Annotated in this window: 20 protein-coding genes; 9 read left to right on the top strand and 11 right to left on the bottom strand. The window is 65.9% G+C overall.

The window, feature by feature from the left end:
* Positions 1-52: 52 nt before the first annotated feature.
* From K0O64_RS16625 to aceA, 4 genes are all read right to left on the bottom strand, one after another.
* On the bottom strand, positions 53-1,468 hold the full coding sequence (locus K0O64_RS16625; RefSeq protein ID WP_071944089.1) for an NCS2 family permease: 1,416 nt from the start codon (positions 1,466-1,468) through the stop codon (positions 53-55).
* Positions 1,469-1,495: 27 nt separating this feature from the next.
* Positions 1,496-1,957, bottom strand: coding sequence for an Rv2253 family sensor-like surface protein (locus tag K0O64_RS16620; protein WP_125477447.1), 462 nt, complete (start codon positions 1,955-1,957; stop codon positions 1,496-1,498).
* A gap of 16 nt (positions 1,958-1,973) precedes the next feature.
* Positions 1,974-2,594, bottom strand: a complete 621-nt coding sequence (locus K0O64_RS16615) for a VldE C-terminal domain-containing protein (RefSeq protein ID WP_225933470.1) — start codon at positions 2,592-2,594, stop codon at positions 1,974-1,976.
* 502 nt (positions 2,595-3,096) lie between these two features.
* Positions 3,097-5,400: an isocitrate lyase ICL2 gene (gene aceA / locus K0O64_RS16610; RefSeq protein ID WP_071944097.1), complete on the bottom strand. Its 2,304-nt coding sequence runs from the start codon at positions 5,398-5,400 to the stop codon at positions 3,097-3,099.
* Positions 5,401-5,854: 454 nt separating this feature from the next.
* Here aceA and K0O64_RS16605 point away from each other — a divergent pair, with 454 nt between their 5' ends.
* From K0O64_RS16605 to K0O64_RS16595, 3 genes are read left to right on the top strand one after another with little or no spacing between them, the layout of a single operon-like run.
* Positions 5,855-7,054: an MCE family protein gene (locus K0O64_RS16605; RefSeq protein ID WP_071944099.1), complete on the top strand. Its 1,200-nt coding sequence runs from the start codon at positions 5,855-5,857 to the stop codon at positions 7,052-7,054.
* A 24-nt stretch (positions 7,055-7,078) separates the two neighbouring features.
* Complete coding sequence (locus K0O64_RS16600; protein WP_071944101.1) at positions 7,079-7,276, top strand: ferredoxin; 198 nt, start codon at positions 7,079-7,081, stop codon at positions 7,274-7,276.
* The gene (locus tag K0O64_RS16595; RefSeq protein WP_071944103.1) at positions 7,277-8,725 is read left to right on the top strand and encodes an APC family permease; all 1,449 of its coding nucleotides are present in this window, start codon (positions 7,277-7,279) and stop codon (positions 8,723-8,725) included.
* A gap of 61 nt (positions 8,726-8,786) precedes the next feature.
* Here K0O64_RS16595 and K0O64_RS16590 read toward each other — a convergent pair whose 3' ends face one another.
* The 7 genes from K0O64_RS16590 to K0O64_RS16560 all read right to left on the bottom strand — a co-directional run bounded on the left by K0O64_RS16590 (position 8,787) and on the right by K0O64_RS16560 (position 16,750).
* Positions 8,787-9,353 (bottom strand): glycoside hydrolase, encoded by a 567-nt coding sequence (locus K0O64_RS16590; RefSeq protein ID WP_071944105.1) that lies wholly within the window; start codon positions 9,351-9,353, stop codon positions 8,787-8,789.
* Positions 9,354-9,664: 311 nt separating this feature from the next.
* Positions 9,665-10,576 carry an enoyl-CoA hydratase gene (locus K0O64_RS16585; protein ID WP_071944107.1) on the bottom strand — a complete coding sequence of 304 codons (912 nt, stop codon included), beginning with the start codon at positions 10,574-10,576 and terminating at the stop codon, positions 9,665-9,667.
* A 29-nt stretch (positions 10,577-10,605) separates the two neighbouring features.
* Entirely contained in the window at positions 10,606-12,075 is a 1,470-nt protein-coding gene (locus K0O64_RS16580; protein ID WP_071949782.1) for an AMP-binding protein, read from the bottom strand.
* Positions 12,072-12,854: an SDR family NAD(P)-dependent oxidoreductase gene (locus K0O64_RS16575; protein WP_071944109.1), complete on the bottom strand. Its 783-nt coding sequence runs from the start codon at positions 12,852-12,854 to the stop codon at positions 12,072-12,074. The genes K0O64_RS16580 and K0O64_RS16575 overlap by 4 nt, the downstream gene beginning before the upstream one ends.
* Positions 12,847-14,409 (bottom strand): AMP-binding protein, encoded by a 1,563-nt coding sequence (locus K0O64_RS16570; RefSeq protein WP_083542602.1) that lies wholly within the window; start codon positions 14,407-14,409, stop codon positions 12,847-12,849. The genes K0O64_RS16575 and K0O64_RS16570 overlap by 8 nt, the downstream gene beginning before the upstream one ends.
* 6 nt (positions 14,410-14,415) lie before the next feature.
* Positions 14,416-15,156, bottom strand: a complete 741-nt coding sequence (locus tag K0O64_RS16565) for a GntR family transcriptional regulator (RefSeq protein WP_071944111.1) — start codon at positions 15,154-15,156, stop codon at positions 14,416-14,418.
* A 1-nt stretch (position 15,157) separates the two neighbouring features.
* On the bottom strand, positions 15,158-16,750 hold the full coding sequence (locus K0O64_RS16560) for an SMP-30/gluconolactonase/LRE family protein (RefSeq protein WP_071944113.1): 1,593 nt from the start codon (positions 16,748-16,750) through the stop codon (positions 15,158-15,160).
* A 153-nt stretch (positions 16,751-16,903) separates the two neighbouring features.
* Between K0O64_RS16560 and K0O64_RS16555 the strand changes: the two genes are divergently transcribed.
* Genes K0O64_RS16555 through K0O64_RS16530 form a run of 6 tightly spaced genes read left to right on the top strand, consistent with a single transcriptional unit; the run spans position 16,904 to position 24,199 of the window.
* On the top strand, positions 16,904-17,749 hold the full coding sequence (locus tag K0O64_RS16555) for an SDR family NAD(P)-dependent oxidoreductase (RefSeq protein ID WP_071944115.1): 846 nt from the start codon (positions 16,904-16,906) through the stop codon (positions 17,747-17,749).
* A 12-nt stretch (positions 17,750-17,761) separates the two neighbouring features.
* Positions 17,762-19,135, top strand: coding sequence for an aromatic ring-hydroxylating oxygenase subunit alpha (locus tag K0O64_RS16550; protein WP_071944117.1), 1,374 nt, complete (start codon positions 17,762-17,764; stop codon positions 19,133-19,135).
* Positions 19,132-20,976, top strand: a complete 1,845-nt coding sequence (locus K0O64_RS16545; protein ID WP_071944119.1) for a flavin-containing monooxygenase — start codon at positions 19,132-19,134, stop codon at positions 20,974-20,976. Before K0O64_RS16550 ends, K0O64_RS16545 begins: the two co-directional genes overlap by 4 nt.
* A complete protein-coding gene (locus K0O64_RS16540) occupies positions 20,977-21,891 on the top strand; it encodes an SDR family NAD(P)-dependent oxidoreductase (RefSeq protein WP_071944121.1) in 915 nt (304 codons plus the stop codon).
* The gene (locus tag K0O64_RS16535) at positions 21,888-23,045 is read left to right on the top strand and encodes a CaiB/BaiF CoA transferase family protein (protein ID WP_071944123.1); all 1,158 of its coding nucleotides are present in this window, start codon (positions 21,888-21,890) and stop codon (positions 23,043-23,045) included. Before K0O64_RS16540 ends, K0O64_RS16535 begins: the two co-directional genes overlap by 4 nt.
* Positions 23,042-24,199, top strand: a complete 1,158-nt coding sequence (locus K0O64_RS16530; protein ID WP_071944125.1) for an acyl-CoA dehydrogenase family protein — start codon at positions 23,042-23,044, stop codon at positions 24,197-24,199. Before K0O64_RS16535 ends, K0O64_RS16530 begins: the two co-directional genes overlap by 4 nt.
* Positions 24,200-24,201 lie beyond the last annotated feature (2 nt).

The following is a 24,201-nucleotide window of genomic DNA, read 5'->3' as shown; positions in this document are numbered from 1 at the left end:
CCTGACGCTAACCAACCGGGTGCGCCGGTGGCATCTCAATTTCTGCTTGGCGCTAGGAGACACCCAGCAGTGACTCGATCCCACTGCGCGCGAAGTACAGCACGAAGCCGGCCGCGACGACCCACAACAAGGGGCTGATCTCACGGGCCTTACCGGCGGCCGACCGCACCACCACCCACGTCACGAATCCGACGCCGATGCCGTTGGCGATCGAGTAGCTGAACGGCATCACCGCGACCGTCAGCACGACCGGCAGCGCGACCGAGAATTCCGAGACGTCGACGTGGCGAAGCTGGGAGAACATCATCGTTCCGACGATCACCAGCGCGGCCGCGGCGACTTCGGTGGGCACGATCTGCGCCAGCGGCCCGACGAACATCGCGGCAAGGAACAGCGCGCCGGTGACGAGGTTGGCCAGCCCGGTTTTGGCGCCTTCCTCGATGCCGGCCCCGGACTCGATGAAGACGGTGTTCGACGACGCCGACGTCGCGCCGCCGACCACCGCGCCGGCGCCTTCCACGATGAGCGCCGAGCGCAACCGTGGGAAGTTCCCGCGGTCGTCGGCCAGGCCGGCTTCACGGGACAGCCCGGTGAAGGTGCCCATCGCGTCGAAGAAGTTGGCGAATACCAACGTGAACACCAGCATCGTGGCGGCCAGGACGCCGATCCGCCCGAAACTGTCGAAGCTGAAGGCGCCGACCAGAGAGAGGTCCGGAAGCGCGAACGGCGACCCCGACAGCGTCGGCACCGACAGGGTCCAGCCACCGTGGTTCTTGGTGGCGGGACCCAGATGCCAGATCGCTTCGATGATGACCGCGACCACGGTGCCGGCCACCAATCCGAGCAGAATGCCGCCGCGGACCTTGCGCACGACCAGGATTCCGGTGAGTAGCAGCGTGAACACGAACACGACCGTGGGCACGGTGCTGATCGAGCCGTGCCCGCCACCGCCCAATCCGACTGGGGGAGAGGGCAATCCGGTCGAAGAGATGAAGCCGGCGTCGACCAGTCCGATGAACATGATGAACAGGCCGATACCGGCGGTGATCGCCAATTTGAGCTGCATGGGCACTGCGTCGAACACCAGGCGGCGCAGTCCGGTGACGGCCAACGCGACGATGATGAGGCCGTTGATCACCACCAGCCCCATCGCTTCGGGCCAGCTGACGGTTCCCACCACGGTGGTGGCCAGGAACGAGTTGATGCCCAGCCCGGCGGCGAACGCGAACGGAAGCCGGGCAAATACGCCGAACAGGATCGTCATCGCCCCGGCCGCCAGCGACGTCGTGGCCGACACCTGCGCGAAGCCCAGCTTCTGTCCCGTCACGTCTGCGGCGCCGGACAGGATGATCGGGTTCAGCACCACGATGTAGGCCATCGCGATGAAGGTGACCAGGCCGCCACGAACTTCGGCGCCAATCGTCGACCCGCGGGCGGTGATCTCGAAGAAGCGGTCGAGACGATTCATCCTTGGAACCCTAGGGGACGCCTGATCTCAGGACGGAACGGCGGTCACCGGAATCGTGACGGTGCCCTGGCAGGCTCCGCTCTCGACAGTGGTTTCGAAGGTGCCCGCCAGTGATCCGTCGGACTGCGGCTTGTAGGTGGTCACCGAATGCGCCGGGTCGTAGGTGATGGTGCCGTCCGGCAGGGTGCAGTCCCACCGCCAGCTGTTCGACCGTGACCACTGCGAACCCGACCATACGAAGCTGGTGCTCTGCGTCGCGTTGTCCTTGGGCGTCGGCCCGTCGAGCACCGAGGCGGTGCAAATGCCGGCCGCGCAGTCCGTCGTGATCTTGTACGAGGCCGTGTACGGGGTTTCCTGTTGGGCGGCGGCGATGGACGTACCCGACTTCTGATCGGTGTGGAAGGTGATCTTGTACCAACCACCCCAGAACACCTCGTCCGCGTGCGCTGCGGGGGCCGAGACCACCAGGAGTGCAGCGCCTATAGCCACGCCAAAAGCTTTGGGGTCAGCCAAAATAACTCTCGTCGCCAGTCGGGTAGCCGCCACCGTTTGTGGCAATGTGTACGTGAGTGTAGTGGTTGGCGTCGTCGCCACCGAGATTCGGCATCAACGACGGCTTGCCTGCGTGGTCGTAGATGATGCGCCGCCAGATCACATGGTTCAGCGATAACCGGTCGGCATTGGCCAGGGCGAACGCGGCGATTCGGTCGCCCAGTTCCTTGCCCTCGGGGCTCTGGTAGTTCGGGATCATCACATCGATCGCCATGCCGTTCGGATGCCACTTCAGCGCGTCGGGCCGGACTCCGCCGATGTTGTGGATCTCGGGGAAGTAGGCACTCACGAGGCGCTCGGCCAAGATCGTCTTGATCTGCAGGCCCTGTTCGATACCCACGCCTGCGGGTAGTGCATGCAGGGTGGTGCGGTTGACCGCACTTCTGCTGGCCACCAGCTCGGCTTGGGACATGACGACGTAGTGCGCGCTGATCGGTGCAGCAGCCACATCCATGGGGGCGGCGGCGACGAGTTCGGCACAGCATTCCAGCGAGCCCTGTGGCGCTCGGGTGGGCGCCGAGCCGGTGCTGCCCGAGAGAATCGCCGCGGCGGGGAGAGCGGCCAATGCGACCACGCGGACGGACCATCGGCGCCGTGGCCTGGCTAACCGGTGCTTTCCCACGGACGGCACTTTACCTGGACAATTCCGCCGCACATACTCCCTTCGCTATCTTCTGGCCAGCCGTGCGGTGCCCAGATAAGGGTGTGCGATGTTGCTGTCCGGCCGGTCTCCCGGCGACTGACGCCCGGCCCTGCCGGGTCAGAAAACATGCCATGACATGCGTGTTCATCTTCCGTTCACCGAACCGAATCCGGACCGATACTGTCGGGTTTACGGTTCGCTCGATCGGCCACGATTCGCGGTCTCTTATTTCGTGAATCGGCCGGCGGATCCGCGCAAAAGAAGGTCAGCGCTGGTGATCAGCCCGGGCGGAACGGCCACCACAGCGGGTCTTGCGTTGAGGGCCGGCAACCCCGCTGGACAGGCCGCGGCTGCGTGCGCTGACCCGCTCGTCGAGACCGACGAAATGTCGCCGACTTCTCGCACTTTCGCGGCGAAACGTCGGTGTGGGCGGTCAGTCCTCCTTGGCGATGAGCCGCTTGAGTGCCGCACGGTCGGGCTCGAGCAGCTCGGCGATGCGGTCCTGATTGACATCGGCGACGATGATCTCGCCGACATCCTTGTGCACATCGCTGAAGATGCCGTGCGCCTTCATCTTGTCGGCTTGGTAGATGTTGTCCTCGGTCGGCGTCACGTAGTACACGGCGTCGGCCTTGAACCGGTGCACCATCCACAGATGGATCAACGTCATCAGGCGCTTCTTGCGGAGCTTCTCGGCGAAGGTGTTCTGGTCGCGCACCGTCAGGATGCTGCGCCCATGCCGGTCCTTGATCGGGTCGACCAGCACGTTGGCCAGCAGTTCCTGCTCGCCACCCTTCTCCCGCTCGCCCCAGATGCCGAGCTCGAGAACCTCGCCGCCGGCCCGCCGCGGCCGCAAAGTCACCCGCAGCTTCTCGCCGAGCTCGTAGTGCTCACTCCATAGCGCCAGCCAGTCCTCGAGCAGCTTCTTGGGCACCTCGGTCTGCACCAGATGCTGGTGCTGAGTGGAACCCTTGCCCATCGACTTCGTGGTGGCGGTGCGGCCCGACGACGCGGCCAGCGCGGCGTCGCTGCGCGGACCGCCGACGAGGGTTTGCGGTGTGCGGTAAGGCGATTCGACGAGCCGCATCTTGCGCTGCAGGCGGGCCAGCGCCAGCATGCCGTCCTGCCGCAGGGCGGTGGCGAACTCCTCGGCCGCGACGCCGTCGATCTGGTGACCGCCGTACGTCATGAAGTTGAAGACGAAGCCCATCTTCCCGAGCTCCTCGGGGAAGGCGCGCATCTCCTCGTCGGTCATTCCGGTGGTGTCCCAGTTGAACGAGGGGGACAGGTTGTAGGCCAGCATCTTGTCCGGGTACACCGCGTGGACGGCCTCGGCGAACTCGCGGGCGTCGGCCAGGTCCGCGGTCTTGGTCTCCATCCAGAGCAGGTCCGCAAAGGGCGCTGCCGCAAGCGATTTCGCGATCGCATAGGGAATGCCACCGCGTACCTGGTAATAGCCCTCGGGCGTCTTGGCTCGCTCGGGATCCCATGCCGCGTCGACGCCGAGTTCGCGCGCCTTCTCGCGCGCCGCGTACAGCGATGCGGTCTTGGCGAACTCGCGCCATTCCGCTGCGCTCATCTCGTGCGGCTCGCCCTCGCCCTCGCGGAACGCGAGAAGTTCGGCGACGGCGTCCCCGTAGGTATCCAGCGAGGCGTCGTCCTGCCAGGCGTCGACGAACTTCGACTCGACCATGTCGAACAGGGCGTCGAGCGAATGCTCTTTACCGTTGCGCCAGGCGGCGGCCTGTTCGGCGATGAGGTCGACGATGCCCTGCCGCTGCAGCCACGCGTCGGCCACCGCGTACTCACCCTCGGGCAGCGCATAGAGCAGATGACCGTTCAGTTCGGTGACACCCGACTCGTAGAACCGGCGCACCATCGCCAGGAAGCACGACTTGTACGGCGGCACCTTGAGATTGGTCGCGCCGAGCAGGAACGGCTGATCACGTTCGTCGGCCCGGCTGTCGATGAGGTTGGCGGCTTCGGCATCGGTGCGGGCGACGATGATGCCCGGCACACCCATGATGTCGAGCTGGAAGCGAGCGGTGTTGAGCCGCTTGAGCTGCTCGTCGGACGGCACCAGGACCTTGCCGCCCTGATGGCCGCACTTCTTGGTGCCGGGGCGCTGATCCTCGATGTGGTAGCCGGCCACTCCGGCCTCGACGAAACGGCGAATCAGGTTGCGCACGTGTGGATCTCCGCCGTGCCCGGTATCGGCGTCGGCGATGATGAACGGACGATAGTCGACCGCCGGAGTGGCGGCCCGCTGCTCGGGAGTCATCTGCAGGCGCAGGTACTGCTGGTTGCGGTCAGCGGTCAACAACGCGCGGACCAGGCCGGCGGCCTCTTCGGGCACCTGGCTCAGCGGGTAGCTCGCCAGGTCCGGACCCGGGTCCTCGGTGGTGGAACCCTTGGCCGAGGTCGCCCAGCCGCCGAGGTAGATGCCCTCGATGCCCATCCGCTTCATCGTCACCGCCTGGCCCGGCGAGTAAGGGCCGAAGGTGGTGATGCTCTTCTTGGCGGCGAAGAGTTCCCGCAGGCGTTTATAGAACGCGGTGGAGGCTTCGCGGGCGACGGTGTGGTCGACCCGGATCGTGCCGCGCTGCTCGACGACCTGGCTTGCTGTGTAGAGCCGGGTGATTCCCTCGAATCGCGGACTGTCGATGTACTGCTGGGTTTCGGCGACCTCGCGCTGATGAGGCGACTGGGTCGCTGAGTCCGCTTCGATAATGGACATGGGTCTCACGCTCCTCGCTGAGCTGGTTCCCGCCCAGGGGACACCCCGAGACGGCACCTTCGATTATCCCGACTCCATCGCTGCCGGGAGTGGGTTTCCGATCAGTCCGGCATACCGTCGACGCCGCGTTGACAGTGAAGGACGTCCTACCCACGGCGAGTGCGTGTGCGCAGCAAATTTTGCATAGGCAAATTGGATGTCTAATCGGTGGCCGTCGCGAGAATTGCTCGGCTGATCTGAAATCCCCTGTGCCGATGCATATTCGGGCCGCGCAGTCCATCGCTGTATTTATTGACGATGGCGCAATGAAAAAAGCTGAACTGTGATCGCGGCGAATTGTGTCGATGAAGTCCACGCCGGTACTCCAATCAGGTACATTCCTGTGGTCCACATCACTGGCCGCGGCCGGTTGGGGACATCCTTTCGCTTGGGGTCGGGGTAAGGAGAGGCTGCGGTGAAACGGCGCGACCGCCCCCCGCTCAAGACTGCCGGCGTGGTGTTCCTCGTCTTGATCATGGCCGTCCTCACACTGGTCTACTTGCAGTTCCGCGGAGACCTGTCGCCGAGCACAACGCTGACTATGGTGTCCGATCGCGGCGGTTTGGTGATGGACACGGGTTCGAAGGTCACCTTCAACGGAGTGGTCATCGGCCGAGTCCTCAATGTCAGCTCCGGTGAGCGCGACGGGAAGAACATCGCGCGGGTGACACTCGATGTCGACCCGCACTACCTGGCCTTCATTCCCGCCAACGTGCACGCCGACATCAAGGCCACGACGGTGTTCGGCAACAAGTACGTCGCGTTGTCGACGCCGAAGAACCCGGTGTCCGCGCGTCTGACGAGTTCCGATGTCATCACCGCCTCCAGCGTCACCACGGAGTTCAACACCCTGTTCGAGACGGTCACCTCGATCGCCGAGAAGGTCGACCCGGTCAAGCTGAACCTGACCCTGTCGGCGGCCGCCGAGGCGCTCAGCGGGTTGGGCGGCAAGTTCGGCCAGTCGATCGTCAACGGCAATGCGGTGCTTGACGACGTCAATCCCCAGATGCCGCAGATTCGCCATGACATTCAGCGCCTGGCCGATCTGTCCGATGTCTACACCAAGGCCAGCCCGGACCTTTGGGATGCACTCGACCACGCGGTGGTCACCGCGCGCTCGCTCAATGCCCAGCAGCAGGACATCGACGCCGCGCTGCTCGCGTCCATGGGATTCGGCAACAACGCCGCCGATGTCTTCGAGCGCAGCCAGCCGTACTTCGTTCGCGGCATGGCGGACCTGGTGCCCAGCGCTCAGCTGCTCGACACCTACAGCCCGGAGATCTTCTGCGGTATCCGCAATATCGCGCAGGCTGCGCCCAGCGCACTGGAAGCCTTCGGTGGCAACGGATATTCGCTCAACACGATGACCGAGATCCTGGGCGCACCGAATCCCTATGTGTATCCGGACAATCTGCCGCGGACCAACGGTCGGGGTGGTCCCGGCGGGGCACCGGGATGCTGGCAGACGATCGACCGCAATTTCTGGCCGGCTCCCTACCTGGTCATGGACGACGGCGCCTCGATCGCGCCGTACAACCACTTCGAGCTCGGCCAGCCGCTGCTCACCGAATATGTGTGGGGCCGTCAGGTCGGCGAGAACACCATCAACCCCTGAGGTCGGCCAGTAAGGTTGCCGGCTATGCGTGTTCGCCTCGAGAGCTCACGATGCGTGGGCCATGCGCTCTGCTACGCCACTGATCCCGAGCTGTTCCCCGTCGACGACATGGGCTACTCGACGCTCGAGGAGCATGACGTTGCGGCCGGAGACGAACAGCGCACCCGTGATGGCGTGGCCGCCTGCCCGGAAGAAGCGTTGATTCTCGACGAGGGTGATTAGTTGGCCGAACAGGGCGCGCCCCGCCACACGACGTTGCGCCGGACCCTCAACGTCTGGTCGGCGGTGGGCGTCTCGGTGGCGCTCATGGCGCCGTCGATGGCCATCAACATCAATCCCCAAGGAACGGCATCCGCCGTCGGTCGCGCCGTTCCACTGGCGTTTCTGCTGGCGACCGTCGGGGTGCTGCTGATCGCCCACACGTTTGTTCGGCTGTCGCAGCGATTCAGTCACGCCGGCAGTGTGTACGCCTTCGTGGGCGTCACCCTCGAACCTCGGGCCGGCAGTGTGGCCGGCTGGCTCAACGCGGGAACCTATGTCTTCTACGGCGCGGTGACGTCGACTGCCGCGGGTATTTTCCTCACCGACTTGGCTCGGAAAGTGGCTGCGCCCAAAGAGTTACCGGATTGGGCGGCGTTCGTGTTCGCCTGGCTGGTGCTCGCTGCGGTGTGGTGGTTGTCGGCCCGTGAGATCAAAGGAGGCACCACGGTCCTTCTGGTCACCGAAGGACTGACGATCACGCTCATCCTGGTGGTGGCGGCGATTACGCTCGGCAAGTTGATCACCGGCCACACGCCCAATGGTCAGCACGTGGACATGTCGGTGTTCACCGTTGCTCCCGGTACATCGGTGTCGACGGTATTCCTGGGAATCGTCTTCGGTTTCTTGTCTTTCGCCGGCTTCGAGGCTGCGGCGACTCTCGGCGAGGAAACCGACGCACCGCGGCGCAACATTCCACGGGCCATTCTCGGCACGGCACTGTTCGGAGGAGTGTTCTTCGTGGCGGTTACCGCCATCGAGGTGATGGCATTCGGCACAGATACCGACGGGGTAGCGGCTTTCGTCAAATCCGACGCCTTGATGGGCGATCTCGCTCAGCAGTACGTTGCCCCCTGGCTGTCGTATGTCATTGTCGTCGGCGCGACGTTCAGTGCGGCGGCGTGCTGTCTGGCCAGCGTGGTGGGCGCGAGTCGGCTGATCTTCGCGCTCAGCAGGGACGGGATAGGCCCCGCGGCACTGGCGGCGATACATCCCCGGCGCAATGTGCCGCATGTGGCTGCCGCCACCGCCGTGGCCGCGGTGTTCGCGATCCAGGCCGTCGGTTGGTTTGCGTTGCGGGCGCGGCCCTTCGACGTGTTCACCATCGCGGCCACAGCGGGAACGCTGATCTTGCTGGTGGCATACGGGCTGGCCACACTCGGCGCCATTCGGTTGGTGTTTCTTGCCGGTGACGACCGGATTCACTGGTGGGAGGTGGTGCTTCCACTGCTCGGACTGCTGCTGCTGGGCTACACCCTGTATCGCAACGTGATCCCGTGGCCGCACGGCAGCGCACTGTGGGGGCCGTGCCTGGCCGTCGCGGTCCTAATACTTGTCGTGGGTGGTGTGCTCGCACGCCCTGCTGCTGCCCGTGAAGCGGGAGTGAAACTCATGGCACAGCAAGGCTTTTGACAGACCGAACAACTGAGCCGCACTGCCAAAACGTGGCAGTGCGGCTCAGTTATTGAGTTTCTCAGGCGGGTTGGGGAGCCAAATCTCCTGGGGGAGGGGCGATGTCGGTTCCTGCGGGCACGATGTCACCGGCAGGCGGAGGGACCTCGTCAGCCGGCGGCGGAGGCGGTGCGTCGACCGCATCGACGAACACCGGTGCGTCCGGCGGCGGGGGAGCATCCGGTGCCGGCGGGGCGAGCGGATCCTGCATGTCCTCGGCCGGCATCGGCAGGTACATGTGATGGGTGAACTGCGGCTGGAAGGCGCCGCCGCCACCAACACGTACGCCACCGCCCTCGCCGCTGGACACCGGGGTGCCGTCGGGCAGCGTGACAGCGGTGTGCCCGCCGTTCCAGCCGATCACCAGGGAATTGGGTGCGGTTCCGTAGTGGAATCCGCGGGCCAGCAGTGCAGCTTCCTCGTTGCCGGTGTGGAACCGGCTGCCGTAGACCGGCCTGCCGGTGGCCGCATTGGACACCCAGGAGGCCAGCCCCGAGCAGTCGGTGCCCGCCGGACTGTCCCCACCGGGGATGTACGGCGTGCCTGACACCTGACTGATCAGTGTCATCAACGTCGCGATTGCAAACATGCGGCCGAAACTAACAACAATTTGCGCATATACCAAAGTCTGTGCTTTTCACCACGTTTCGAGAATTAGTGTGGCGCACACAACATAATTTTTGAGAATTTCGAAGCGATTCCGATTAGGCGGCTTTGCGCGATCTGCGAATTAAACGCTATGACAAGGCGTTTCGGCAAGTACGGGCCTGCCCGTGTTCGCACAGCAGATTCGCATGCGCGCGCGCCCTCAGTCGTGCGCCGTGACGGGGATGAGACTTCTTGAACGATTCAGGCGAGCTGAAACCGCTACTTTGCCGTAATCGCGGATGTGCGCGAACTTCAGCCTTCGGCGCGGACCTGGTCCTTGACCGCAGGCACGATCGGCGGGGCGGTCTTCCAGTTCGGCAGGCCATCGGACTCCAGGCCCACCGGCCAGCCTTCCTCGTGCACCTGTGCCCAGTGCGAATGGTTGAGCTGGTGCAGCGTGAAGCAGGCGTTCAGCGCGTTGTAGAAGCCCATGTTGTCTTGCGTCTGATTGACCGCTTCCTTGGCCAGCAGTGCCGCCATCGTGGGCACCTCGGCGATCCGGCGGGCGAATTCCAGGGTCTTGTCCGCGAGATCGTCCAACGGGAAGACCTTGGAAATCATGCCCAGCTGGTATGCCTCGTCGACCTCCATCGCGTCACCGGTGAGCATCAGCTCCTTGGTCTTGCGAGGACCGAACTCCCACGGGTGGGCGAAGTACTCGACACCGCACATGCCCAGCCGGGTGCCCACCACGTCCGCGAACCGGGTGCCCTCGGCGGCGATGATCAGGTCGCACGCCCACATCAGCATCAGCGCCGCCGCGTAGACGTCGCCGTGCACCTGCGCGATGGTGATCTTGCGCAGATCGCGCCAGCGGCGGGTGTTGGCGAAGAAGTGATGCCACTCCTGCAGCATCAGCTTCTCCGCGCCCTCCCGGTTGGCGCCCAGACCCTGAAAGCTCGGGTGCTGGTCGGGACCGGGCGTGTACTCGGCGCGTGATACCGCCGACCCCAGGTCGTGGCCGGAGGAGAACATCGGCCCGTGACCGCCCAGGATGACCACCCGGACGGTGTCGTCGGCCTCAGCCCGCAGGAACGCCTCGTTCAGCTCGACGAGCAGGCCGCGGTTCTGCGCGTTACGTGCGTCGGGCCGGTTGAGCATGATGCGGGCGATACGGCCTTCATCGAGCTCTTCGTAGGTGAGGAACTTGTAATCCTGGGACATAGCGGCATTCTATGCAGACGAGAATGCCGTTACCCGAGCCGGGCGCGCAATTCGCGCTTGAGGACCTTGCCATAGCTGTTCTTCGGCAGGTCGTCGACGAACAGGTAGCGCTTGGGCCGTTTGAACCGGGCGATCCGATCGAGCAGGTGGGCGTCGAGCACCTCAGCGGCGGCGGAGCCGACGATGAACGCCACGACGACCTCACCCCACTCGGGATCCGGCGCGCCGACGACGCAGGCCTCGGCGACGTCGGGATGCTCGAGCAACGCCTCCTCGACCTCCCGCGGATAGATGTTGCTGCCTCCGCTGATCACGACGTCCTTCGAGCGGTCGCGCAAGGTCAGGTAGCCGGACGAGTCGAACGAGCCCATGTCACCGGTGTAGAGCCAGCCGTCCCTGAGCGTCTCGCGGGTGGCATTCGGGTTGTTCCAGTACCCCGACATCACCACATCGCCGCGGCACGTGATCTCGCCGATCTGACCCGGATCTGCGTGGCTACCGTCCTCACACAGCACCGCCACCTCGACCCCGGACCGCGCATAGCCCACGGAACCCAGGATCGCGTCGTCGGTGGAGTCGTGGTCGGCACGCCGCAATCCGGTGATCGTCATCGGCGATTCACCCTGCCCGTAGATCTGCGCGAAGATCGGACCGAATGCGGCCATGGCCTTCTTGAGGCCGTCGACGTACATCGGGCCGCCGCCGTAGACGATCATGCGCAGGGCCGCGGGTGCGTGGCGGCCGGTGTCGACGAGTCGCTGAATCATGGTGGGCGCCAGGAACGCCGACGATCCCGGATGCGCCGCGCACAGGTCGAGGAACTCGTCGGGGTCGAACACGCCGGACGCGGCGACCACCTGCCGCGCACCGCGCAGCACGTAGGGCGCGATGTAGAGCCCGGAGCCGTGCGACATCGGCGCGGCGTGCAGCAGGCTGCAGTTCTCGTCCGGCGAATCGATGTCGGCAAGATGCGCCACGGTCATCGCGGTGAGGCTGCGATGCGACAGCATCGCTCCCTTGGAGCGGCCGGTGGTGCCGCTGGTGTAGAACAACCAGGCCAGCGTCGACGGGTCGGTCGACGGTACCGTCGCCGGCGGTGCGGCGAACAGCTGGTCGTAGTCGGGGCCGCCGATCAGCTCCACGTTCACCGGGGACAGCGGCGTCAGCTCGGTCGCGATCTTGGGGGATGCGAATACCGTTGCCGCACCGGAGTCTTCGAGTATCTGGACCATCTCGCGGGGATGCAGCTTGAAGTTGACCGGGACGACGACGCACTCGGCCGCCCAGACCGCGTAGAACAGTTCGACGATTTCGGCCCGGTTCTCGCTGGCGATCGCGATCCGCTGCCCGGGGGAGTGCGCGCGCCGCAGGCTCGAAGCCAGTCGCAGCGCGCGCTCCCGGAGCTCGCCCCAGGTGTGCAGCTGCTCCTCGCCGCGGTAGACCGCGCCGCGGTCGCCGAACCGGGCGGCTGCCTGATCGAGGGTGGCGAACAGGTTCACCGGGCGACCCACTCCGAGGACAGCCCGAAGTCCGACAGATACTTGGTGGAGCTCCAGCCGCCGTCGACGACGATGGTCTGGCCATTGATGAAACTGCCTGCGGGCGAACACAAGAACGCCACTGTGCCGGCGATGTCCTCGACCCGGCCCAGCCTGGTGTGCGGCGTCATCTCCGTCTGCATCTTCCGGAAGCCGGGATCTTCGAGGCGGTGCTCCACCATCGGTGTCAGCGTGACGCCCGGTGCCACGGCGTTGCTCCGGATGCCGTGCGCACCGTATTGGCAGGCGATGTGCAGGGTCAGTGCGGTCAGCCCGCCCTTTGCCGCGGAGTAGGCGCCGCCCCGCAGGCCGCCGACCACGGCGAAAGTGGACGTGACGTTGATGATGGCCGAACCGGGGTGCATCAGCGGGATCACGTCGCGCGCGAGACGGAACGGGGCGCGCAGCATGACGCCGAGGAAGTGATCCAGTGTCTCGTCATCGGTTTCGTGCAGCGGTTTGGGACTGCCGAGGCCGGCGTTGTTCACCAGGAAGTCGACGCGCCCCCAGCGGGATGCCGCTGCCTCGACGATCCGCTGTGGGGCGTCGTCGTCGGTGATGTCGACCGCAACAGTGGCCACCCGGTCAGGATCGCCGATCGCTTCGGCCAGGGCGGTGAGCCGGTCGGGATCGCGCCCGGTGCCGACCACGGCCATACCCGCCTTGGCGAGCGTTGTGGCGCAAGCGAATCCGATTCCGCTACTCGCGCCGGTCACCACCGCTACCTGTACGTCACTCATCCGCTTCGACCAATCTCGCTCGGATCTGATGTTTGAGCACCTTGCCGGCGTCATTCTTGGGCAACGCGTCCCAGACGGCGACCTGTTCGGGCCATTTGAATTTCGCGACGCCGCAGGCGTGCAGGAAGGTGCTCAAATCATCGACATCGGGCCCCGGCGGGTGGTCGGTGACGATCACCGCGCAGGCACGTTCCCCGGTGCGCGGATGGGGGACGCCGACGATCGCGATCTCGCGGATGTCGGGGTGCCCGAGCAGGATGTCTTCGATTTCCTTGGGGGCGATGTTCTCGCCGTTTCGGATCACGATGTCCTTGGCTCGGCCGGTGACGGCGAGGTAGCGACCGTCGACCCAGTGACCGAGGTCGCCGGTGCGGAAGTAGCCGTCGGCATCAAAGGCGCAGGCGTCGTCTTCTGGGTGCAGGTAGCCCAGCAGCATCTGTGGGCCCCGCGCGCGGATCTCGCCGTCGACGATGACGACGTCGGCGATTCCCGGACAACCGTCGGTCTCGGCGGCATGGTCGAGGTCATCCGCTGCGCCGACGGTCATGACCGGAACCTCGGTCGAGCCGTACACGCGCGTCACCATCGCCTGCTCGAAATAGTCAGCGGCGGTGCGGATCAGCGCTGGTGGCACGGAGGCGCCGCCACAGATGAAGACCTTCAGATCGGGCAGCCGGGTGTCGGCGCGTTGGGCGGCGGCGAGGATGCCGTTGAGGAACGGCGTTGCTCCCGCCACGTGTGTGCAACGTTCCCCGACCATGAGGCCAACGGCCGCGTCGGGATCCCAGCGGTCCACGAGCACCGCGGTGGTGCCAAGCAGGATCGGGAACTCGAACGCATAGATCGAACCCCCGATATGGGCGATGGGAGATGGAACCAACGAGACGCAGCCGGCGCCGACCCGCCAGTGCTCACCGAGCTGGCGGATCAGGGCGTGAATCGAATTCTGACTGTGCAGAACGCCTTTGGGCCTTCCGGTAGTGCCGGAGGTGTACATGATCATCCGGACAGCGTCGGGATCCACCGTCGGAAGCCGTCCCGCAGGCTGCGGCAGCGAGTCGAACGCGATTTGGCCGGCAAGCGGTTCGCCGCGCACCACCACCACCACGGGCGGATCGGGCATCGTGGCGGTGACCCGCGCCAGCATCGCCGCATAGTCGTGACCGCCGAATTCGGCTGGGATGAAGATCATTCGTACGTCGGCATCGGCCAAGATGAAGGCCAGCTCGTGGTCGCGCAGCGACGGCAGGATGGGGTTGACCACCATGCCCGCCGCCGTCGCCGCGTGGTAGACGATCGCCGCCTCATGCCAATTCGGCAGCATGAACGACACCACGCTTCCGACCGGCATCCGGGCGGTCATCGCGCCGGCCAACTCGATTGCGTGGCCGTGCAGCGTTTCGCAGTCCAGCCGGACGGGCCCGTCGACGAGAACGTGGCGCTGCGGGGTGTCGCGGGCGGCGGCGGCCAGGGCGTCCGCCAGGGTGTCGCGCACCCACAATCCGGCGGCATACGCCTCGGCGGCCAACTCGGTGTCCCGCTGTGCGGTGCGCACGCCCGGCTAGCCCTTCACCCGTCGCATCGTCATCGAATGACGGAACCGCGAACCCGGGTGGGTGTTGACGGTCACCTGGGCGATCTCGCCGTCGGATGTGGTGTACGTGCGCTGCATCTCCAATGCCGGCGTGCCCGCCTCGACCTTGAGCCGGCCGGCCAGCTCCGGACCGACCTGGACCGCGGAGATCTCCTGGCGCACCTCGACGATGCTGAGCCCGAACAGATCCTCGATGAGCGGGAAGATCGGTCCGCTGTGGTTCTGCAGCATCCGGCCGACCGCCGCGAAGGCGCGGTTGATGTAGTACTCCGTTCGGCAGACCGGAGCGTCGGCGCCATCGGCGCCACGAAATCCGCGCACCGCCAACCATTCATCGCCCACGGTCAGGCCTGTCCGCTGCGCGAGCTCGGCGTCGATGGTCACCATGGCGATCGATTCGATCGCGAAGCGGGCGCCCGTTGCGAAGGCCAACAAGTCGTTGATGGACACCACGTCCTGGACGTAGGCGTGTGACGCCGGCCGCGGCACCACCATCGTGCCGGCCCGCGGTCGCGACGACACCAGGTTGTCCTCCCGCAGCCGCCGCAGCGCTTCGCGCACCGTATAGCGGCTCACCGAAAAGCGTTGACACAATTCGTGTTCGGTGGGTAGCTGAGATCCGACGGGATACACGCCGTCGACGATCTCCTTGCGCAGGGTGCGGGCCACCTGGATGTAGCGATGGTCGCCGGACTCGGTGTGCGGCATCTCAGCCCTTTCGGCGGACGGCCAGAACACTGCCGTCGGCATCCGCCGAGACATACAGGGTGCCGTCCGGCGCGGCCGCGATCCCGGCGAACGGCCCCTGCGGCCCCGAGAAGGGAGGCATGCCCCGCAACGGCTTGGGGGTCACCCCGGGCGGCGCGCCGACCGGAAGGCCGGAGGCGATCGTGGTGCGGGATCCACTGGTCAGGTCGACGTCGATGAGCGACTTCGCCTCCGCGTCGACGATGAACAGTCGGTTGCCGTCCACCAGAATGCCCTGCGGACAACCCAATCCGTCCGCCACGGGCTCGGCCCGGCCGCCGTCGACCCGGACCACGCGGCCGCGCTCACTCACCAGCGGACTGCCGTCGGGCCCGAACGCCACCCCGACCGGAGTGTCGAGTCCGGTGGCCAGCACCTCGGTGCGGCCGGCGTCCACCGACAGCAGGCGTCCGGTGCCCTGCTCGACGGCGACGATGCCGCGCGGGCCGACCGCCACCCCGTAGAGCTGATCCAATCCGTCTGCCAGGAAGTCACTTTCGCCGTCGGCGGGGCGGAACCGGGCGACCTGACCACCCGAGGTCGTCACCACGAATTCACCTGGCCCCGTGGCCGTCACACCACGTATGAATCCCGGATAGCCGGGGCTGAACAGCATGCCCAGCGTCTGCAAGCTGCCGTCGTCACCCAAGGCGTAGAAGTAGGTGCCGTCGGCGATGTACACGACGCCGTCGGGACCGACAGTGAGATCGAGCGGCCAGTTCAGCCCGCCGGGCAGTGCCGTGCGGGTCTGCAGACCGTCGAGAACCTCGGTGATCTCACCGGTGAAGTTGGAGACGAACAGTCGGTCGCCGACGAAGGTCAGGTTGTCCAGCCCGGGATTGAGGTTGGCCAGCACCGTCTGCTCGCCGGTGCGTGGATCGATCTGCAGGACCTGACCACTGTGCACCTGGGTCGACACCATGTTGCCGCCGGCATCGAACTTGACGGCATCGGGCACGCCGAGGCCGGTCGCGACGACTTCATGATTGCCGCCGTCCGGGCTGATGCGCCAGATCTCGTTGGCGCCCATCACCGGGAAGTACAGCAACCCATCGGGTCCGACCTCCATGGCGTTCGGTGATGGCACGTTCTCCATCAGGATCCGCGGCTGGCCGCCCGCCGGATCGAGCTCCATCAGCCGGCCGCCCTCGCGGCACTCGCCGATGAACAGCCGGCCGTGGTGCACGGTGATGCCGTTGGCGCAGGGCAGGTCGTCGCGCAGTACTCGGGTGGCGCCGTCGGGGGTTCGGACGCTGACGCGACCGTCCATCACCTCGGTGGCGAAGAGGTTCCCGGCATCGTCGAAAGCGACGTCGTCGGGGGCGATGATGTCGCCGCCCTTGGCGCTGATGGTGTCGACCGATCCGCTGTCGATATCGAGGGCGCTGATCTGGCTGCCGGTCACCTGCGCGATGTACACGCGTCCGTCCGGCCCGGTCCGCAGCCCGTTGGCGCCGAAGAGCCGGCTGGCTGGGGTGCGGCGTTCGACGGTCCAGCCGTCCGCAACGACCGGGGGTTGGGCAAGGGTGAAGCGGCCATTCTGCTGGGGCGTCACGGCGTGACCGTACCAACCAGATTTAGTCCAGACAATAGTTGGTGCCTATGTTGGCTCAGGCCCTTGACGCTGCTATAACTGCTGCGGAATCATGTTCTCCAATCAGCAGAATCCCGATAATTGTCCGGACAAGACTGCGAGCGAAAGCAGGGTATGACGGATCTCCTCAGGCTCGACGGCCGCATCGTTGTGGTGTCGGGCGCCGGGGGCGGCGGCATCGGAACGGCTGTGACCGAGATGGCGGCGCGGGCCGGTGCGACCGTCGTGGCGGTCAGCCGCTCCCAGGAAAACCTCGACACCCACATCGGGCCGTTCATCGCAGAGGGGCTCCGGGTCGTGCCGGTTTCGGCCGACGCCGCGACCGACGACGGGATCGCCACCGTGCTGGACACGGTGCGCCGCACCGAGGGGCGACTCCACGGCCTGGTGAACATCGCCGGCGGTGCCGCACCCGCGACGTGGATGCCCGCCACCCGCGTCAGTCGCGCGGATTGGCGGGAGTTGTTCACCGCCAACCTCGAGACGATGTTCTTCATGAGCCAGGCGGTGGCCGCCGAGATCCGCGCGGCCGGCGGCCCGGGCTCGATCGTGTCGGTGTCCTCGATCAGCGGGATGAACACCGCGCCCTTCCACATCGCCTACGGCACGGCCAAAGCCGCGATCGTGGCGGCCACCCGGACGATGGCGGTCGAACTCGCGCTCGACGACATCCGCGTCAACGCCGTCGCACCCGGGGTCACCGAGACCGCGGCCTCGCGCACCTACGTCGACCCCGATCCGGAACGGGACCGGGCGGCGATCGCGATGGGACGGCGCGGACGTCCCGAGGAACAGGCCGGCGCGATCCTGTTTCTGCTGTCTGACCTGTCCAGCTACATCACCGGCCAAACCCTGCTGGTCGACGGCGGTTTGGATCTGCGGTGGAGCCACCTGCGCGCCGACAACACGTCGCTGTTCCTCAAAGATGACGACTTCCGCCGCGAAATCAGCAGGCCCTGAAAGGAATTGACGATGGGCGAACTGGAGAGTGCCGAAGAACTCGCCGAGCCGATGACGATCGGCGTCGAGGCCTATATCTCGCCGGAATACGCGCGCGCCGAACGCGACAGGCTGTGGCGCAAGGTTTGGCAGCAGGTCGGACGCGTCGAGGAGCTGCCCGAGGTCGGCAGCTATCTGACCTACGACATCCTCGATGACTCGATCATCGTCGTGCGCACAGGTCCCAACGAATTCGCCGCACACCACAACGTGTGTATGCATCGTGGCCGTCGACTGGTCGACACGCCGGCGGGAGCGAAACACGCTGTCGGACGGGCACGTAAGTCGTTCGTCTGCGGATTCCACGGCTGGACCTACGGTCTGGACGGTGCGTGTACCCACATCCGCGAACAGGACGACTGGAAAGGTGCGCTGAACCCCGGCAACACCCGGCTTCGGCCGGTGAACGTCGACACCTGGGGTGGCTGGCTGTGGATCAACATGGATCCCGATTGCGAGCCGCTGGCGGACTACCTGTTCCCGGCCGCCAAGATCCTCGACCCGTTCGGGTTGGAGAACATGCGGTGCAAGTGGCGTAAATGGGTGCACTTCGACTGCAACTGGAAAGTCGCCCTGGAAGCGTTCAACGAGACGTATCACGTCTTCACCACCCATCCGGAATTCAACAAGTTCGGTGAGTTCAAGGGCTGGGCCAAGGCGCAGGGCCGGCACAGCAACATCGGGTACGACGCGCCCGAGGAGATGGCCGAGACCAAGTCGAAGATCAGGCTGGGCACCGGCGATCCGCGGATCTCCACCGCGGAGATGCAGGTGTACACGATGGAGGAAACCAACGCCACCACCACGCAGACACTGGTGGCCGCGGCCCTGCGGCTGGTGGACGAATTGCCCGAGGGCACACCGGCCGACAAAGTGCTCGAGCACTGGCTGGCCTCCGCGCGCCGCGACGACGAGGCCCGCGGGGTGGTTTGGCCGACGATTCCCGCCGACATCCTGGGGCAGAGCGGGACCGCGTGGCAGCTGTTCCCCAACTTCCAGATCGGCCAGGGCCTGACCAGTGCGCTGTGCTACAGCGCGCGCCCCGACCCGAGCTACGACCCAGACAAATGCATCTTCGAGGTCTCGGTGTTCGAGCTCTACCCGAAAGACGCCGAGCCGCACACGGAATGGGAGTACACCCCGGTGGGTGATCCGCGCTGGCGCAGTGTGCTGCCGCAGGACTTCTCCAACATGGCCGCCGTGCAGCAGGGGATGAAGTCGCTGGGTTTCCCGGGGACGCAGCCCAACCCGTACCGCGAGCGCAGCACCGTCAACCTGCACTACCAGCTGTCGAAGTACATGGGCACCGGGGAACCCCGACCGCTCGCAAAGGAGAACGACCGATGACCACCGCGGAATGCGGACCCACCGACGTCCCGGCCGACGTCGACATCGAGGCGCTGCGGGAGAAGTACCGCGTCGAGCGGGAGAAGCGACTGCGTCCGGAAGGTTCCGCGCAATATCTGGAGCTCGAGGGTGATTTCGCCGAATTCTACGAAGTAGACCCGTATACGCCGGTGGCGCAACGTGACCCGATCGCCGAAGACGTCGACGTGGTGGTGCTCGGCGGCGGTTTCGCCGGGCTGCTGGCGGGTGCCTACCTGAAGAAGGCCGGGGTCGAGGGCATCCGGGTCATCGAGATGGCCGGCGACTTCGGCGGCGTGTGGTACTGGAACCGGTTCCCGGGGATCCAGTGCGACAACGACGCCTACTGCTACATCCCGATGCTCGAGGAACTCGGCTTCATGCCGTCGAAGAAATTCGCCGACGGCGCCGAAATCTTTCAGCACTGCCGCAACATCGGCAAGCATTTCGGGCTGTACGACGGTGCGCTGTTCTCCACCCAGGTACGCGAATTGCGCTGGGAGGACGCGTCGCAACGCTGGCGGATCAGCACCGACCGGGGCGACGACATCCGGGCCCGGTTCGTCGTGATGGCCCAGGGCTCCTACAACCGGCCGAAACTGCCGGGCATCCCGGGGATCAAGGACTTTGGCGGACACGTGTTCCACTCCGCGCGCTGGGACTACGACTACACCGGCGGCAGCGCCGACGGCGGCCTGGACAAACTGGCCGACAAGCGCGTCGCGCTGGTGGGCACCGGAGCCACCGGCATTCAGCTGGTACCGCATCTGGGCCGGGACGCCAAGGAGCTCTTCGTCTTTCAGCGCACCCCGTCGTCGGTCGATGCACGCACCAACCCGCCCACCGACCCGGCCTGGGCCGCCTCGCTGCAACCGGGCTGGCAGGAGGAGCGCAAGCGCAATTTCCACAACTGGTCGCCGTTCGTCGGCGTGGTGTTCGGTGAACCGGATCTGGTGTGTGACTTCTGGACCGAGCTGGGACGCAACCTGACCGCGCGGATCGCCGCCACCGAGGATCCCGCCTCGGTGTCGATCGAACAGATCATGGCGTTCCGCGAGGAAGAGGATTACAAGATCATGGAGCGGCTGCGTCGCCTCGTGGCCGAGATCGTCACCGATCCCGACACCGCCGAGGCACTGAAGCCGTACTACCGCTTCATGTGTAAGCGGCCGACCTCCAGCGAGCACTACCTGGCGACGTTCAACCGGCCCAACGTCACGCTCGTCGACGTGTCGGCGTCCAAGGGTGTGGAGCGGTTGACCGAGAAGGGAATCGTCGCCGACGGAGTCGAGTACGAGGTCGACTGCGTGATCTTCGCGAGCGGCTTCGAGATCTCCACCGAGATCAGCAGGCGATTCGCGATCGATGCCATCGAGGGTCGCGACGGGCTGTCGCTGTTCGACCACTGGCACGACTCGTACAAGACGCTGCACGGCATGACCAGCCGCGGCTTCCCCAACCAGTTCTTCATGGGCTTCATCCAGGGTGGTGTCTCGGCCAACACCACCGCGATGTTCGAGCAGCAGGCCAAGCACATCGCCTACATCATCGCCGAGGCGCAGAACCGTGGCGCAACCGTCGTCGAACCCAGCCAGGAGGGGCAGGATGCCTGGGTGAACACGGTCCGCGAGCTGTCCATCGACAACTCCGCGTTCGAACTGTCCTGCACGCCCGGCTATTACAACAACGAAGGCCAGGGCGGCGCCAAGGACAACGGCGCGTTCCTCGGTGACTTCTATTCGCCCGGCTTCTACGCCTTCGACGAACTCCTCGCCGAATGGCGGGCCAAGGGTGACCTCGACGGCCTGGTGCTCGGAACGTAGATGGCACAAGCACGATTCGACGACCGGGTCGCCGTCATCACCGGCGCCGGCCGGGGACTGGGCCGTGAGTATGCGCTGCTTCTGGCCGGTTTGGGCGCCAAGGTCGTCGTCAACGACATCGGCGGCGAGCTGACCGGTCACGGCGTCGATGCCGGCCCGGCTCAGCAGGTGGTCGACGAGATCGTCGCTGCCGGCGGGGAGGCGATCGCGTCGTCGGAGTCGGTGGCGACCCCACAGGGTGGTCAGGCGATCCTGGCGGCCGCCATCGAGGCGTACGGCCGCGTGGATGTCCTGATTCACAACGCCGGAAACGTCCGGCACGCACCGCTGCCGGAGATGACGGCCGAGACCTTCGACGCCGTGCTCGACGTTCACCTGCGCGGCGCATTTCACGTTGTGCGCGCGGCCTTTCCGCTGATGTGTCAGGCCGGCTACGGCCGAGTGGTCCTCACGTCGTCGATCGGCGGCCTGTACGGCAACCACGCGGTGGCCAACTACGCCGCAGCCAAGGCCGGGGTGATCGGGTTGTCCAACGTCGTCGCTTTGGAGGGCGCCGACCACGGGGTGCGCTGCAATGTCATCGTCCCGGCGGCGGTGACCAGAATGGCCGAGGGAATCGACACGTCCGCCTATCCGCCGATGGGTCCCGAGCTGGTCGCTCCGGTGGTCGGCTGGCTGGCGCACGAATCCTGTTCGATCACCGGGGAAATCCTCACCGCCATCGCGGGTCGGGTGGCCCGGGTCGCCGTCGTCGAGTCCGCCGGGGTCTACCAGCCGGCATGGACCGTCGATGATGTGGGCGCCCGCATCGACCAGATCCGCGACCTCGGTGAGCAGCTCGTGTTCCCGGTTGTTCCCGACGGCCACAACGCGCACATCGGCCACAGCTTCGCCATGGCAAGGGGCACGGTATGAACAGCAGCGGCCCGCTGGCCGGGATCCGCGTGGTCGACCTCACCGCGATGGTGATGGGCCCCTACTGCACCCAGATCCTGGCCGACATGGGCGCCGAAGTCATCAAGGTCGAGCCACCGGCCGGTGACGACACCCGGTATGTTTCGGTCGGCCCGGCGCCCGGACTCAGCGGGGTGTTCGTCAACGTCAACCGCGGTAAACGTAGTGTGGTGCTCGATCTTCGATCGGACGAGGGCCGGGCCGCGCTGCGCGCGCTGATCGCCGGCGCCGACGTGTTCATCCACTCGATGCGCGCGAAAGCGATCACCAAACTCGGGTTCGGTTACGACGACGTGGCCGCCATCAACCCGTCGATCGTCTACACCAACTGCTACGGGTACGGCCGCCGCGGACCCGACCGTGACCGCCCCGCCTACGACGACACCATCCAGGCCGAATGCGGCCTACCCGCCGTACAGGCCGAACTGACCGGTGAAGCCAACTACGTCGCCACGATCGTTGCGGACAAGGTGGCCGGGCTCACCGCGGTATATGCGACGACGATGGCGCTCTTCCACCGTGAGCGCACCGGCGAGGGGCAGGAGGTGGAGGTCGCGATGTTCGAGACGATGGCCTCGTTCATGCTCGTGGAGCACGCCAATGGCGCGATGTTCGACCCGCCGCTCGGCCCCGCGATGTACCACCGGACGGTCGCGCCGAACCGAAAGCCGTACCGCACCAAGGATGGTTACATCTCGGCACTGATCTACAACGACCGGCACTGGGCCAGCTTCATCAACGCCGTGCAGCCCGCGTGGAACACCGAGCGCTACGCCACACTCACGGCGCGGGCTGCCGAGATCGACACCGTGTACTCACTGGTGGCGCAGACCATGACCGAACGCACGACCGAGGAGTGGCTCGCGTTGTTCGTCGAGCTGGAGATTCCGGCCGCACCGCTGAACTCACCACAGGCACTGTTCGACAACGAACAGCTCAATGCCGTCGGCTTCTTCGAAACCGTGCCCACCCCGCAAGGTCCGGTTCGGATGCCGGGCGTGCCGACTTGGTTCTCCCGCACCCCGGGCCGCATCGCCGGCCCAACCCCCGAACTGGGCGCCGACACCGAGGCGGTGCTGGCGGAGTTGGGTTTGGCGGAGGTGGAAAGCGCATGAGTCTGAACTTTGACATGGGTGGGCCCGCGACAGAGTTGCGGTCGCGTCTGCGTGAGCTTGTGCACGAGCATGTTCCCGAGGACTTTCTCGGCGCGTTTACCGATGACCCCGCGGATTTGGAGGTCGCGCAACGGTTCTGCCGAACCCTGGCCGAACAGGAGTTGCTCTGCCCGGCGTGGCCGGTGGAGTTCGGCGGTCGCGGCGTCTCGGTATGGGAGCAGACGGTAGTCCGCGAGGAGATGTGGGCGCACCACGAACCACGCGGCGCCCAGTACATGGGGGTCAACTGGGTGGGGCCCATCATCATGCGGCACGGCACCGAAGCCCAGCAGCGCCAGCATCTCCCGGCGATCGCCCGCGGTGAAGTGATCTGGTGTCAAGGATTTTCGGAACCGGAGGCGGGCAGCGACCTGGCCTCGTTGCGCACAACCGCGCGCCGGGATGGTGACGGCTGGCTGGTGAGCGGTCAGAAGATCTGGACGTCGTATGCGACGATGGCGCAGTGGTGCTTCTTGCTGGCGCGCACCACGAAAGGTGAGAAGAAACAACAGGGCCTGACGATCTTCCTTGTCCCGATGGATGATCCGGCGATCCAGGTGCGCCCGATCCGCTGCATGATGGGCCCCCATCATCTCAATGAGGTCTTCTTCGACGACCTGCGGGTGACCGAGGCGGATGTGCTCGGCACGGTCGACGAGGGTTGGTCGATCGTGCAGGAGGTGACGTCGTTCGAGCGGGTCGGGATCGCCCGTTACGCCCGGTGCGAACGGTTGCTCGTGGCGGCACCGACGGTGCTCGGCGACCGCTGGAACGACCTGCCGGCCGAACTGCGCGGTCGATGGGTGCGGATGTTGACCCACTGCCGCCGTGCGCGACTGATGGCCTATCGCATCGTGGAACTCCAGAGCACCGGGCAGGTCCGCCCCGGTGACGCCGCCGCTTATCGGATCGCGGTCACCAAGCTGGATCAGGACAGCGCCGAGGTGTTGATGGATATCGCGGCCGAGGTGTCACACGACGATCCGCGGGCGGGATGGTTCCTCGGCGAGGTCGATGACCATTGGAAGTATTCGCAGGCCTCGACGGTGTCCTCCGGCAGTATCGAGATGCAGCGCATCCTGCTGTCGCGTTCTCTGCTGGCGGCGGCGAAATGACG

This window comes from Mycolicibacterium pallens, assembly GCF_019456675.1.
Classification (GTDB): Bacteria; Actinomycetota; Actinomycetes; order Mycobacteriales; family Mycobacteriaceae; genus Mycobacterium; species Mycobacterium crocinum.
The sequence above is the reverse complement of the archived record's forward strand: the minus strand, read 5'-3'. Positions and strand labels throughout refer to the sequence as shown.

Bases quoted from the DNA above. Each gene is read 5' to 3' on its own strand.
- K0O64_RS16625 (WP_071944089.1), bottom strand. From the start codon at position 1,468: ATGAATCGTCTCGACCGCTTCTTCGAGATCACCGCCCGCGGGTCGACG.
- aceA (WP_071944097.1), bottom strand. From the start codon at position 5,400: ATGTCCATTATCGAAGCGGACTCAGCGACCCAGTCGCCTCATCAGCGC.
- K0O64_RS16600 (WP_071944101.1), top strand. From the start codon at position 7,079: ATGCGTGTTCGCCTCGAGAGCTCACGATGCGTGGGCCATGCGCTCTGC.
- K0O64_RS16590 (WP_071944105.1), bottom strand. From the start codon at position 9,353: ATGTTTGCAATCGCGACGTTGATGACACTGATCAGTCAGGTGTCAGGC.
- K0O64_RS16585 (WP_071944107.1), bottom strand. From the start codon at position 10,576: ATGTCCCAGGATTACAAGTTCCTCACCTACGAAGAGCTCGATGAAGGC.
- K0O64_RS16575 (WP_071944109.1), bottom strand. From the start codon at position 12,854: ATGAGTGACGTACAGGTAGCGGTGGTGACCGGCGCGAGTAGCGGAATC.
- K0O64_RS16565 (WP_071944111.1), bottom strand. From the start codon at position 15,156: ATGCCGCACACCGAGTCCGGCGACCATCGCTACATCCAGGTGGCCCGC.
- K0O64_RS16555 (WP_071944115.1), top strand. From the start codon at position 16,904: ATGACGGATCTCCTCAGGCTCGACGGCCGCATCGTTGTGGTGTCGGGC.
- K0O64_RS16550 (WP_071944117.1), top strand. From the start codon at position 17,762: ATGGGCGAACTGGAGAGTGCCGAAGAACTCGCCGAGCCGATGACGATC.
- K0O64_RS16545 (WP_071944119.1), top strand. From the start codon at position 19,132: ATGACCACCGCGGAATGCGGACCCACCGACGTCCCGGCCGACGTCGAC.
- K0O64_RS16540 (WP_071944121.1), top strand. From the start codon at position 20,977: ATGGCACAAGCACGATTCGACGACCGGGTCGCCGTCATCACCGGCGCC.
- K0O64_RS16535 (WP_071944123.1), top strand. From the start codon at position 21,888: ATGAACAGCAGCGGCCCGCTGGCCGGGATCCGCGTGGTCGACCTCACC.
- K0O64_RS16530 (WP_071944125.1), top strand. From the start codon at position 23,042: ATGAGTCTGAACTTTGACATGGGTGGGCCCGCGACAGAGTTGCGGTCG.